Consider the following 12,805-nt stretch of genomic DNA (forward strand, 5'->3'; position numbering starts at 1 on the left):
TACGATGGCCCCCATGCCGCAAAGCCGCCCCTACCACCACGGAGACCTGCGCGCCGCCCTGCTCACGAGCGCCGAGCGAACCCTGCGCGAGAAGGGCACCGCAGCCCTGTCCCTGCGCGAACTTGCCCGCGACATCGGGGTGAGCCACGCCGCCCCCGGCCGGCACTTCAAGGACAAGCAGGCCCTGCTGGACGCGCTCGCCCTCAGCGGTTACGAGCGGCTGAATCAGGCCCTGTCCTCGGCGGACCGCCCGGACGCCGCGCTCGAACCGCGCATGACCGCGCTCGCCCGCGCCTACGTCGGCTTCGCCGTCGGCAACCCCGAGCTGCTGGAGCTGATGTACTCCCGCAAGCACGACCCGGACGCCGGCACCGACCTGGCCGCCGCCGCCGAGCACTCCCTGCGCTCCTTCGTCCTGCTGGTGGCCGACGCCCAGCGGCGCGGCGAGATCGTCCAGGGCGACCCGGAGACCGTCACCCTCACGGCCGCGGCCTGCATCCACGGCCTGGCCGCGCTGGCCACCAACGGCACCCTCCCGCCGGACGCGGTCCTTGCCGGCCTGGACCAGCATGTCCACCTCGTCCTGCACGGCCTCAAGCCCCGCTGATTCCGGCCCACTTGGAGGCTTCAGAGGGCTCGGTACGCCCCGATCAACGCGCATTGAGCCCCGCTCCGGAGGGGCTTCAGGTCAACCGAACCCCAACTTCCGGCCATCCGGGCCCCATTGATCAGTAAGTCCTTCCCGCCCTTCAGTAACGCGGAAGTCAGGATTCCGAAACCCACCTTGTTGTCGCGTACTCAACAAGGGGATGGTTCGTCGCGGGCCGCCGCCCCCACCGGCAACCACACCGGTGGTCCCCCACCCGCAGGCCTCTGTCCCACCTCTCCCAGGAGGCTGTACGTTGCGTACGCCCACCCCCAACTCCCCCCACATACGCGGTAGATGGCGCCAGCTCGGCTCGGCAGCCGCCGCCACCGCCGCGCTCCTGGTCGCCGGCTTCGGCACCGCGGCCCACGCCAGCGCGGCCACCGCGACCACCACCGCGACCCACAAGGTCAGCGCCAAGGCCATCGCCGCCCAGGTCGCCAAGGCCCACGTCCAGTACGAGAAGGCCGGCTGCGGCGCCACCCCGAAGGCGGGCTACGCCGCCTGCAACGCCCTGCGGGTCACCGGCGGCACCACCGCCTTCATGGAGAAGCAGGCCGCCCTCAAGGGCGTCGCGCCGAAGACCGTCAAGCCGGACGCCGCATCCGACTCCCCCACCGGATACGGCCCGAGCGACATCCAGTCCGCCTACGGCCTGACGGACGCCGCCGCCTCCAACGGCTCGGGCGAGACCGTCGCCATCGTCGACGCCTACGACGACCCGAACGCCGAGGAGGACCTGGCGACCTACCGCTCGTACTACGGCCTGTCGGACTGCACCACCGACAACGGCTGCTTCACGAAGGTCTCCCAGACGGGCTCCACGACCTCCCTCCCCTCCGCCGACAGCGGCTGGGCCGGTGAGGAGTCCCTCGACCTCGACATGGTCAGCGCAACCTGCCCGAACTGCAACATCCTGCTCGTCGAGGCGAAGTCGGCCTCCGACGCCAACCTGGGCACCGCGGTGAACGAGGCCGTCAAGCTGGGCGCGAAGTTCGTGTCCAACAGCTACGGCGGCTCCGAGTCGTCCTCCGACACCACGTACGACACCTCGTACTACAAGCACGCGGGCGTGGCCATCACCGCGAGCGCCGGTGACGAGGGCTACGGCGCCGAGTACCCGGCCGCCTCCCGGTACGTGACCGCCGTCGGCGGCACCGCCCTGAAGACCTCCTCCAACAGCCGCGGCTGGACCGAGTCGGTGTGGAAGACGTCGAGCACCGAGGGCACCGGTTCCGGCTGCTCCGCCTACGACGCCAAGCCCAGCTGGCAGACCGACGCCAGCTGCTCCAAGCGCATGATCGCCGACGTCTCCGCCGTCGCCGACCCGGCCACCGGCGTCTCCGTCTACGACTCCTACGGCTCCGACGGCACCGGCTGGAACACCTACGGCGGCACCAGCGCCTCCTCGCCGCTCATCGCCTCGGTCTACGCGCTGGCCGGCACCCCGGGCAGCAGCGACTACCCGGCCGAGTACCCGTACGCCGCAGCCGGCACCTCCGCCCTCAACGACGTGACGAGCGGCAACAACGGCACCTGCTCCACCTCGTACTTCTGCACCGCGAAATCGGGCTACGACGGCCCGACCGGCTGGGGCACCCCCGAGGGGACCGACGCCTTCACCGGCTGAGCCCTTCACCGCATGACCTCCCCGTCGGGTCACGGGGAGCCGCCACCGTGAGGGGGACGTGGGGTCCCCTCGGCGGCAGCGAAAGAGAGACGGGCCACGGCATCCGGCTGTGGCCCGTTTTTCATGTTCCCGATGACCCGGGTTTCTTGTCCTTGGCAACTCCCATGCATTTCCTGTGAGTTGGGTCAAGCCCCCGTCACCCGCAATCCAACGGGCCGCCATCGAAGGGTCACGCGAAGGCCCCGTTCGGCAATGCGGAAGTCAGGATTCCAGCAGCCTCTTGTTGTCACGTACTCAACAAAGGATTCTCTTCGCGGGCCGCCGCCCCGCCGCCGGGGAACCCGTACCGGCGGCGAACGCACCAGATCGCACCCGCACCGCCCCTGTTCCAACCCCAGTACAGGAACTCAGGAGGCTGCACGTATGCGTTCCACTCCCCCCAACAGACCGTCCACCCGCGGCAGCTGGCGCCGGATCGGCGCCGCGGCAGCGGCCACGGCCGCGCTGGTGTTCGCCGGCTTCGGCACCGCCGTCCAGGCCGACGCGGCACCTTCGGCGTCGTCCAAGGTGACCTACACCGCGACCCCCTGTGCCACCCCCAAGCACACGGGTGAACTCGCCTGCAACTCCTACCGCGTCACCGGCGGTCTCACCGCCTACCAGAAGCAGCAGGCCGCGAAGACCGGCATCACCCCCAAGGCCGCCGACGCGTCCACCCCCTCCGGCTACAGCCCGACCAACCTCCGGTCGGCCTACGGCCTCACCTCCGCCGCCGCCTCCAACGGCTCGGGCGAGACCATCGCGATCGTCGACGCGTACAACGACCCGAACGCCGAGTCCGACCTCGCGACCTACCGCTCGTACTACGGCCTCTCCGCCTGCACCACGGCCAACGGCTGCTTCAAGAAGGTCAGCCAGACCGGCTCCACCACCTCGCTGCCCTCCTCCGACGCCGGCTGGTCCGAGGAGATCTCCCTCGACCTCGACATGGCCTCCGCGATCTGCCCGAACTGCAACATCCTGCTCGTCGAGGCCACCAGCGCCACCATGGCCAACCTCGGCACCGCGGTGAACGAGGCGGTCACCCTGGGCGCGAAGTTCGTGTCCAACAGCTACGGCGGCAGCGAGTCCTCCTCCGACACCTCGTACGACTCCTCGTACTTCAACCACACCGGTGTCGCCATCACCGTCTCCGCCGGTGACAGCGGCTACGGCGCCGAGTACCCGGCCGCCTCCCGCTACGTGACCTCGGTCGGCGGCACCAAGCTGTCCACGTCCTCCACCACCCGCGGCTGGACCGAGACCGTCTGGAAGACGTCCAGCTCCGAGGGCACCGGCTCCGGCTGCTCCGCCTACGACGCCAAGCCCAGCTGGCAGACCGACACCAGCTGCACCAAGCGCATGATCTCCGACGTCTCCGCGGTGGCCGACCCGGCGACCGGCGTCTCCGTCTACGACTCCTACGGCGTCACCGCCGGCTGGTACACCTTCGGCGGCACCAGCGTCTCCGCGCCGATCATCGCCGGCGTCTACGCCCTCGCCGGCACCCCGGCCAGCGGCACCTACCCCGCGCAGTACCCGTACGACTACAAGGGCACCTCGTACCTCAACGACGTGACGAGCGGCAACAACGGCACCTGCTCCGTCTCGTACTACTGCACCGCCACCACCGGCTACGACGGTCCGACCGGCTGGGGCACCCCCGAGGGCATCACCGCCTTCGCCAACTAGTACCGGCTCCCGCCTCGCACGGGCTCACGGGTCGCGGCAACCAGCCGCGGCCCGTTCGTCATGAGAACATCGGGACGGTGGTATTCACCCGACTGGCCGTCAAAAACCCCGCCAGGTCGTAAAAGGGGTTAACGACGGAACTGCACCACAGGTTCCGCCCAGGCCTCATTGCCCGGCGTGACCTGCCGTGATACACAGAGTGACCGTACGATCCCTTCGTACGAAACCCGCCAATCAATGACGTCAAGTCGACATACTCCGGCGGCGTTGTCGGCGACAATGATGCGTGACCTCTGCACCGAGCAGGGGCGGACAGAACTACCCACCAGGGGCGGTGACTTACATGTTCCTTGCAGCCGACAAGGGTGACATCAACACCATCATCGGCGGAATCGCTCCGGACTGGGGCCCCTTCGGCAGCCTGGGCAACGAAGCGAAGACGATGATCCAGGTGGTCATGGCCGTCGCCATCCTGCTCTGCCTCGGCATCGCCGTCTGGGGTGCCGCCAAACAGCGCATCGGCGCCACGGCCCTCCGTGACACCTTCAGCGCCGAACAGGGCAAGGGCCTCATCATCGCCGGACTGACCGGAGTCTTCATCATCGGCTCACTCGGCACCCTGTTCACCATCGTGTACGGCATGGCCGTCTAGCCGCCTGGACCTCCGTATCCCCCGCTCCGAGGTTGCGTTTCCCTGATGTCGAGTCACCACACCGCGCCCGCGCGGGAACCAGCACGGCTACCGTCGTACTGCTACGCGTTCCGGTACGACGTGGAGGGGGAGCACCCGGCATGAGCCTCGGAGACGAGCCCGGCTACCCGGAGACCGGCCACACCCGCACCCGCCTGCCCGACAGCGACCCGTACGGCGGCGCCTCCCGCCGCGGCGGCCGGTCCTCCTCCCGGAGCCTGGTCACGGTCGTCGGCGTGGTCGTCCTCCTCATCGCGGCGATCGCCTTCGCGAACAGAGGCGGCAACGACACCCCCTCGAACAGCACCGACACCGGCAGCACCGGCAACGGCGGCGGGCCGGCGACCTCCTCGACGGCGGCCAGCGGGACCAAGCCGGTGGAGACGAAGAGCGACGGGATCCCGACGGGGTACGCACACAGCGCACAGGGAGCGCAGAGCGCGGCGGCCAACTACGCGACGGCGCTGGGCTCCGACGGCATGTTCATCACGGCCACCCGGCACTCGATCGTGCAGACCGTCGCCGACCCCAGCGTCATCAACAGCATGCAGTCCGGCTTCGACGCCGACTACTCGGCCGACTTCCTGAAAAAGGCCGGCCTCAGCACCGACGGCAGGGCCCCCACGGGCAGCACCTTCGTCAACCGCACGCTCCCCGCCGGCACCAAGGTCACGGCGTACAGCGACGCCGCCGCCACCGTCGAGGTCTGGTGCAACGGTTTGTTCGGCATGGCCGGTGAGAAGTCCACCAACCCGGTCACCAGCAACTGGTTCACCATCACCATGAAGCTGAACTGGAGCGACGGCGACTGGAAGGTCCTGGAGTCCAGCCAGACGACCGGTCCCACCCCGGTCAGCGGAGACAACCCCGTCTCCGGGACCGACGAGATCAGCAAGGCGGTCCAGGAATTCGGAGGGTTCACCTATGCCCGCTAGCCAGCACCGCGTGCTCAAGCTGACCGGCCTGGTGGCCTCCGTACAGGCCTCCGCCATCCTCCTGGCCGCGCGTGCCGTCGCGGCCCCGTCGCCGAGCGGCACCCCCTCCGCGACCCCGTCCGCCACCCCGAGCAGCAACAACTGCGCCGGAATCACCGGCCCGTCCCTGCAGCTCTGCGAGAGCGGCTCCGGCGGCAGCAGCGGCTCCACCACCGACCCCCTCACCTCCACCCTCGACCCCCTCTCCTCCCTCGGCCAGGGCTGCGCCAAGGCCGCCTCCTGGACCGTCGACAAGCTCAGCGGCGCCGTCAAGGAGACCGCGAACGTCGACTTCACCAACGAGAAGTTCCTCCAGCAGTACGCCGTCGTCTTCGCCGCGTCGACGATCCTCACCCTGCTCCTGTGGCTGCTGGCCGTCGCCAAGCGCGCGGTACGAGGCGTCCCCCTCTCCACCGCCATCTCCGAGGCCATCGGCTTCCTCTGGCTCACCGTCCTGGCCTCCGCCTTCACCCCCCTGATCCTCTACACGGTCGTCTCGGCCACCGACGGCGTCACCGACGTCCTCGCCAAGACCACCGGCGACCAGACCGACACGTTCTTCGGCACCTTCTCCGGCGCCCTCAGCAAGGGCAACGACATAGGGGGCGGCCCGATCATGCTGATCGTCGTCTCCCTCGTCAGCATCCTCGCCGCCGGCGTGCTCTGGCTGGAGCTCGTCATCAGGGCCGCCCTGCTCTACGTCGGCGCCCTCCTCGGCACCGTCGTCTACGCCGGCCTCGTCGACAAGAACCTCTGGGGCCACGTCCGCCGCTGGGCCGGCATCATGATCGCGGTCATCCTCGTCAAGCCGGTCATCGTGATAGTGCTCGGCCTCGCCGGCGCCCTGTCCTCCGACGGCGGCCCCGACTCCTTCTCCGCCGTCGTCTCCGGCCTCGCCATCATCCTGCTCGCCATCTTCGCCAGCGCGATGATCTACCGCTTCGTCCCCGGCTTCGGCGACGAGATCGCGGCCGGCCGCAGCAACCGCCTCATGTCGGGCGCCGAAGGCAAGGCCGCCGCCGTCATCAGCAGCCCCGCCAACCTCGTCGCCCAGGGCATCAGAACCCACAGCGCCCGCGCCGACAACAACGGCGGCGGGGGCGGCGGTTCCGGCGCCTCCGGTGCCCGCCCGTCCAACCCCGCCTCGGGCGGCGTCGCCGCGCACAGCACGCGCACCCCGAACGGTGGTGGCGGCGGAACTGTCCCCTCCGCCGCACCCGCGCCCCGCGCGCCCAGCCCGGCGAACACCCCGCACGCCAGCAACACCCGCACCAACAGCTCGGGAGGTGAAGGGCGTTGACGACAGAGTCCCACCTGTCCCATCCGATCACGCCCCGCCGTACGTATCTCATCGGCCGCGCCCGGCCGAACGCGATCATCGGCAGGAACCGTGAGTCCGGCGAGATCGTGCTCATCATCGCGGGCGCGTTCCTCGGCATGATGTGCGGGCTCCTCGTCCCGGTGCTCTCCCTCAGGATCGTGCTGCTCATGGGCTTCCCGCTGATCGCGCTGGCCGCGGTCTACGTGCCGTACAAGCGCCGCACGTTCTACAAGTGGTTCGAGATCAACCGCAGTTTCAAGCGGACACTGCGCAACGGCACCGTCTACCGCTCCACGGCGTCCGAGGCCGGCACCCGCCTCGACGGCCGTGAGGTCGAGATCGGCCCGCCGCCCGGCATCGGCCGCATCACCTGGCTCGCCGCGCCCTTCGGCCCCGACGAGATCGCCGTACTCCTGCACGCGGACCGCAAGACGGTGACGGCGGCCATCGAGATCGAGGGCCCCGGCGTCGGCCTGCGCGACTCCGAGGACCAGGAAGCCCTCGTCGACCGCTTCGGCACCCTCCTCAAGCACGTGGCCAACGGTGACGGCTTCGTCACCCGCCTCCAGATGCTCGCCCGCACCCTCCCCGCCGACCCCGACGCCCACGCCAAGGACGTCGCCCAGCGCGGGGACGAGAAGGCCCCGGACTGGCTGTCCCGCTCCTACGACCAGCTCCAGTCCATGGTCTCCACCAGCAGCGAGCAGCACCGCGCGTACCTCGTGGCCTGCATGCACTACTCCCGCGAACTGGCCGCCGAGGCCCAGGCGATGGCCCGCGCGGCCCGCCCCCAGTCCGGCCGCAAGCTGGACCGCGACGCCGGTCTCGCGGTCGTCATGGCCCGCGAGCTCACCGACATCTGCTCCCGCCTCCAGGAGGCGGACATCCGCGTCCGCCAGCCCCTCGGCCAGGGCCGCCTGGCGTCGCTCATCCACTCCATGTACGACCCGGACCACCCCATCGACCACATCCAGGCCATGACCCAGCGCAACGCCTGGCCGGCCGAACTGGACGCGATGGAGCCGACGTTCCTCCAGGCGAAGACCCGCGAGTCCGCCACCCGCGAGCCCTGGTGCCACGCCACGGCCTGGGTGAAGGAGTGGCCGATGACCCCGGTCGGCGTCAACTTCCTGGCCCCGCTCCTGGTCCACACCCCGGACGTCATCCGCACGGTCGCCGTCACCATGGACCTCGAACCCACCGAGGTCGCCATCGAGCGCATGCTGACCGAGAAGACGAACGACGAGGCGGAGGCGTCCCGCGCCGCCAAGATGAACCGGACCGTCGACCCCCGCGACATCGCCGCCCACAACCGCCTCGACCAGCGCGGTGAGGACCTGGCCAGCGGCGCGGCCGGCGTCAACCTGGTCGGCTACATCACGGTCTCCTCCCGCACCCCGGAGGCCCTCAACCGCGACAAGCGCACGATAAGGGCGTCCGCCGGAAAGTCGTACCTGAAACTGGAGTGGTGCGACCGCGAGCACCACCGCGCCTTCGTGAACACACTGCCCTTCGCCACCGGAATCCGAAGGTAGAGGCTGATGCGCTGATGAGGGACCCGCTGTCCGTCCTCACCGAAGCCTTCACGTCCTTCCTGTTCGGGAAGGTCGAGACGACCCGCTCCCCGGTCCGCACCTCCACCGGCCAGGCCCAGGCCGTCTACCTCCCCACGGCCGCGCCCGGCCTCGGCGACTCGGGCGTGATCATCGGCCGCGAGGTGTACTCCGGCAAGGGCTACATCTACGACCCCTTCCAGCTCTACGGCCAGCAGCTCCCCGCCCCGCACTGGCTCGTCCTCGGCGAGTCCGGCAACGGCAAGTCGGCCCTGGAGAAGACCTACGTCCTGCGCCAGCTCCGCTTCCGCGACCGCCAGGTCGTCGTCCTGGACGCCCAGGGCGAGGACGGCGTCGGCGAGTGGAACCTCATCGCGGAAGAGCTGGGGATAACACCCATCCGGCTCGACCCGATGGCGGCTCTGGACCACGGCATCCGCCTCAACCCGCTGGACCCGGCGATCACCACCACCGGCCAGCTGGCGCTGCTGCGCACCATCATCGAAGTCGCGATGGGCCACGGCCTCGACGAACGCTCCGGCTTCGCCCTCAAGGTCGCCCACTCGTACGTCAACGAGTCGATCCTCGACCGCCAGCCCGTACTGACGGACATCGTCGAGCAGCTGCGGCACCCCGAGCCGGAGTCGGCCGAGGCGATGAACGTCGCCATAGACGACGTACGGGCCTGGGGCCTGGACGTCGCCCTGGTCCTGGACCGCCTGGTCGACGGTGACCTGCGCGGCATGTTCGACGGCCCGACCACGGTCGGCATCGACCTGGACGCCCCGCTGATCGTCTTCGACCTCTCCCACATCGACCGCAACTCCATCGCCATGCCCATCCTGATGGCGATCGTCGGCGTGTGGCTGGAGCACACCTGGATCCGCCCCGACCGCAAGAAGCGCATCTTCCTGGTCGAGGAGGCCTGGCACATCATCGCCAGCCCGTTCGTGGCCCAGCTGTTCCAGCGGCTGCTGAAGTTCGGCCGCCGGCTCGGCCTGTCCTTCGTGGCGGTGGTGCACCACCTCTCCGACGTCGTGGACGGCGCGGCGGCCAAGGAGGCGGCGGCGATCCTGAAGATGGCGTCGACCAGGACGGTCTACGCCCAGAAGGCGGACGAGGCACGGGCGACCGGCCGCGTCCTCGGCCTCCCCCGCTGGGCGGTCGAGATCATCCCGACCCTGACCCCCGGTATCGCCGTCTGGGACGTCAACGGCAACGTCCAGGTGGTCAAACACCTGGTCACCGAGACGGAACGCCCTCTCGTCTTCACGGACCGCGCGATGACCGAGTCGTCCAGCGACGTACTGGCCGCGGACGACGCCCTGGTCGCCGCCGAACTGGAGGCGGAGCAGCGGGCCGCCGCCTTCGTGGAGCAGCACCTCGGCGACTCCGAGTCGACGGTGGCGTAGGGAGGCCGTTCGTGAGACCGGACCCTCGGCAGGAGCGCGACCAGCAGGGCGGCGGGATCCCCGACGGCCTGCTGATCGGCATACTCGGGTTCCTGCTCGGCATCACGATCCTGGTGTGGACGGCGACGGGCCTGGCGGCCTGGTTCGCCCACGGCAGCTGGCCGTCGACGGTCAACCTCTCCCACACCCCGCTCGCGATGCGCCACCTCATCGGCTCCCCGCACGACATCACGGGCGCCTGGCCGGACACGCCGGCGGCGCAACTGGCCGGCTGGGGACTGTTCTGGGGCCTGTTCATCGGCCAGCTGATGGTCCTGATCGTCCTCACCGTGTTCGTGCTGGGGACGATCGCCCGCTGGCGGGCCGGGAGAAGAAGACGGGCGGCGACGGCGAAGACCGGACCCGCGACCGCGGTCCCGGAGCCCCGTACCCGGCCGGAAACGCTTCCGGAGGCCCCTGAGCCGGTTTTCCAGGAAGCCCTCCGGGAGCCGGCGCCCCCGGCGCCCGCCGCAGAGCCGCAACGCCCTCTGGAGGACATCCGCCCCTCCCCTGCCAACGGCGACCGGCCGGGCACCTGGACCAGCTGGACCAGAATCCACGCGGCGCCACGGGAGAGCCGGCAGGCGACCGCGACCCAGGCGATCCAGGACGCACTCGGCCCCGCCCTCGTCGTCACCTCGAACCCCGCCCTCTGGTCGGAGACGAAGGACGCCAGAGCCAAACTCGGCCCCGTCCTCCTCTACGACCCGAACCACCTCTGCGACACCCCCGCCCGCTTCCACTGGTCCCCCACGGCGCACTGCGAGGACAAGCCCACCGCGATCCAGCGCGCCCAGGCCCTCCTCACCCCGGTCCGGCCCACCGCGAAGATCGACCAGACGCTCACCGACACGGCCGAGACCCTCCTGCGCAGCTATCTGCACGCCGCCGCCCTGGAGAACCGCACGATCCGCCACGTCCACCGCTGGGCACAGGGCACCGGCGTCCAGGACGCCGTACGCACCCTCCGCACCCACCCGAAGGCCGCCCCCGGCGCCGCGGGCGAGCTCGAGGCCGCCCTCACGTCCCACCCCGAACGCCGCGACATCGCCCAGGAACTGACGGCCAGGGCACTCGCCGCCCTCTTCACGGTCAACATCCGCGAGGCCTGCACACCCAACCGAACCGATGCCCTCGCCCTGGATTCCTTCATCGACGAAGGGGGCACGCTTTATGTGGTCGGTGAATCCATCGAGGACCCCAGGACCAACCCCGGCGCAATGCCCCTCCTGACGGCCCTCGTCTCCAGCGTGGTCGAGCGCGGCCGGCGCATGGCCGAACGGTCATCCTCCGGTCGGCTCGACCCACCACTGACCCTGGTCCTGGACGACGTGGCGGCCGTGGCGCCGCTCCCCCAGCTCCCCGACCTCCTGGCCACCGGCACCGACCAGGGCCTGCCGTCCCTCGCCCTGCTCCGCTCCCACGAACAGGCCCGCTCCCGCTGGCCGCACCGGGAGCTGCCGGTCTAGGCCGGCCACTCCAGGACGAACTCGAACTCCCGCTTACCCGCGTCCGCCTCGAGCTGCACGCTCACTCCGCTCGGCACGAACCCGGCCTTCCGGTAGGCACCCTGGGCCCGGGGGTTGTCCTCGTGCACCAGCAGCCGCACCCGCTCCGCACCCCGCTCCCGAGCCCACGCCACACCGGCGTCGAACAACGCCTTGACCAGCCCGCTCCCCCGGTGCTCGGGCCGTACGAACACGCCCACGACATGCCCCTGCCGCCGCTCCACCGGGAACCCGGCCCAGTCCGTGGTCCCCGCCTCCTCGATCAGCACGGTCACGGACCCGACCCACTCCCCGTCCGCCGCCTCGGCGATGAACTGCCGCGCACCGCTCGGCTCCTCGGCCGAACGCGCCGCCCGGTCCCGGTAGAAGGAGTCCGGCCGCCCCAGGGCGTCGTCATAGGTCTCGAGAAACGCGATGTCCGCAACCGGATCCCGCAACGCGACGAGACGCAGCCGCTTGACGGCCTCCCACTCGTCGGTCCGTATCGCGCGAATCACGTAATCACCGCTGGCCATAGCACTCATACGGCCACGCTAGCCCCCACCGCCCACCGCACTCACCTGGTTTGTCAGTTGGTTTGTCCGTGCCGCGGTCTACGGTGGGCGCCATGACGACTCTCCCGAACCGGCCGAACACCGCCCTGCTGATCGTGGACGTGCAGAACGGGGTGGTGGACAGCTCCCACAACCGCGACGAGGTCATCGCCAACATCAACACCCTGCTCGCCAAGGCCCGTTCCGAGGCGATCCCCGTCGTCTGGATCCAGCACTCCAGCGACGAACTGAAGCCGGACAGCGCCCCCTGGCAGTACGTCCCGGAACTCGTCCGCGAAGCCACCGAGCCCCTGGTCCACAAACGCTACGGGGACTCCTTCGAGGACACCGAACTGGAGACCGTACTCGCCGAACACGGCGTGGGCCGCGTGGTCGTCACCGGCGCCCAGACCGACGCCTGCATCCGCTCCACGTTGCACGGTGCGATGGTCCGCGGTTACGACGCGACGCTGGTCGCCGACGCCCACACGACGGAGGACCTCACCGCGTACGGCGCGCCGGCCCCGGAGCAGGTCATCTCGCACACCAACCTCTACTGGAGCTGGCAGGAGGCCCCGGGCCGAAAGGGCGGCACGGCCGATACGGCGGACGTCACTTTCTGAACAACGCAAAAGAGCCCCACACCGTGAGGTGTGGGGCTCTTCCCAATATTTGTTCGGCGGTGTCCTACTCTCCCACAGGGTCCCCCCTGCAGTACCATCGGCGCTGTGAGGCTTAGCTTCCGGGTTCGGAATGTAACCGGGCGT

11 protein-coding genes and 1 rRNA gene are annotated in these 12,805 nt (G+C 70.0%); 10 read left to right on the top strand and 2 right to left on the bottom strand.

The genetic code is table 11. From position 1 onward, the window contains the following. The first annotated feature begins 4 nt into the window (after positions 1–4). The 9 genes from ACFY6U_RS27490 (at position 5) to ACFY6U_RS27530 (ending at position 11,466) form a co-directional block, all read left to right on the top strand. Positions 5–607, top strand: coding sequence for a TetR/AcrR family transcriptional regulator (locus ACFY6U_RS27490; protein ID WP_390042405.1), 603 nt, complete (start codon positions 5–7; stop codon positions 605–607). Between the two features lie 295 nt (positions 608–902). Beyond that, positions 903–2,276, top strand: coding sequence for a peptidase S8 (locus ACFY6U_RS27495; protein WP_390042407.1), 1,374 nt, complete (start codon positions 903–905; stop codon positions 2,274–2,276). Positions 2,277–2,699: 423 nt separating this feature from the next. After that, positions 2,700–4,007, top strand: coding sequence for a peptidase S8 (locus tag ACFY6U_RS27500; protein ID WP_390042409.1), 1,308 nt, complete (start codon positions 2,700–2,702; stop codon positions 4,005–4,007). Positions 4,008–4,350: 343 nt separating this feature from the next. Beyond that, positions 4,351–4,659: a hypothetical protein gene (locus ACFY6U_RS27505; RefSeq protein WP_089101683.1), complete on the top strand. Its 309-nt coding sequence runs from the start codon at positions 4,351–4,353 to the stop codon at positions 4,657–4,659. Between the two features lie 140 nt (positions 4,660–4,799). Beyond that, positions 4,800–5,633: a hypothetical protein gene (locus tag ACFY6U_RS27510; RefSeq protein ID WP_390042411.1), complete on the top strand. Its 834-nt coding sequence runs from the start codon at positions 4,800–4,802 to the stop codon at positions 5,631–5,633. After that, on the top strand, positions 5,623–6,972 hold the full coding sequence (locus ACFY6U_RS27515) for a hypothetical protein (RefSeq protein WP_390042413.1): 1,350 nt from the start codon (positions 5,623–5,625) through the stop codon (positions 6,970–6,972). The genes ACFY6U_RS27510 and ACFY6U_RS27515 overlap by 11 nt, the downstream gene beginning before the upstream one ends. After that, positions 6,969–8,528 carry an SCO6880 family protein gene (locus ACFY6U_RS27520; RefSeq protein WP_351499910.1) on the top strand — a complete coding sequence of 520 codons (1,560 nt, stop codon included), beginning with the start codon at positions 6,969–6,971 and terminating at the stop codon, positions 8,526–8,528. The genes ACFY6U_RS27515 and ACFY6U_RS27520 overlap by 4 nt, the downstream gene beginning before the upstream one ends. 14 nt (positions 8,529–8,542) lie before the next feature. Next, the gene (locus tag ACFY6U_RS27525; protein WP_390042415.1) at positions 8,543–9,958 is read left to right on the top strand and encodes an ATP-binding protein; all 1,416 of its coding nucleotides are present in this window, start codon (positions 8,543–8,545) and stop codon (positions 9,956–9,958) included. Positions 9,959–9,969: 11 nt separating this feature from the next. Further along, positions 9,970–11,466 (top strand): type IV secretory system conjugative DNA transfer family protein, encoded by a 1,497-nt coding sequence (locus tag ACFY6U_RS27530; RefSeq protein ID WP_390042417.1) that lies wholly within the window; start codon positions 9,970–9,972, stop codon positions 11,464–11,466. Here ACFY6U_RS27530 and ACFY6U_RS27535 read toward each other — a convergent pair. Beyond that, complete coding sequence (locus tag ACFY6U_RS27535) at positions 11,463–12,029, bottom strand: GNAT family N-acetyltransferase (RefSeq protein WP_390042419.1); 567 nt, start codon at positions 12,027–12,029, stop codon at positions 11,463–11,465. The two genes, ACFY6U_RS27530 and ACFY6U_RS27535, sit on opposite strands and share 4 nt — an antisense overlap. An 83-nt stretch (positions 12,030–12,112) precedes the next feature. On the opposite strand from ACFY6U_RS27535, the gene ACFY6U_RS27540 reads away from it, so the two are divergent. Next, positions 12,113–12,661 (top strand): isochorismatase family protein, encoded by a 549-nt coding sequence (locus ACFY6U_RS27540; protein ID WP_390042421.1) that lies wholly within the window; start codon positions 12,113–12,115, stop codon positions 12,659–12,661. Between the two features lie 51 nt (positions 12,662–12,712). Here the strand turns inward: ACFY6U_RS27540 and rrf are convergent. Continuing rightward, a 5S ribosomal RNA gene (gene rrf / locus ACFY6U_RS27545) occupies positions 12,713–12,805 on the bottom strand; the annotation flags it as partial.

This window comes from Streptomyces sp. NPDC013157 (assembly GCF_042899865.1).
GTDB lineage: Bacteria > Actinomycetota > Actinomycetes > Streptomycetales > Streptomycetaceae > Streptomyces.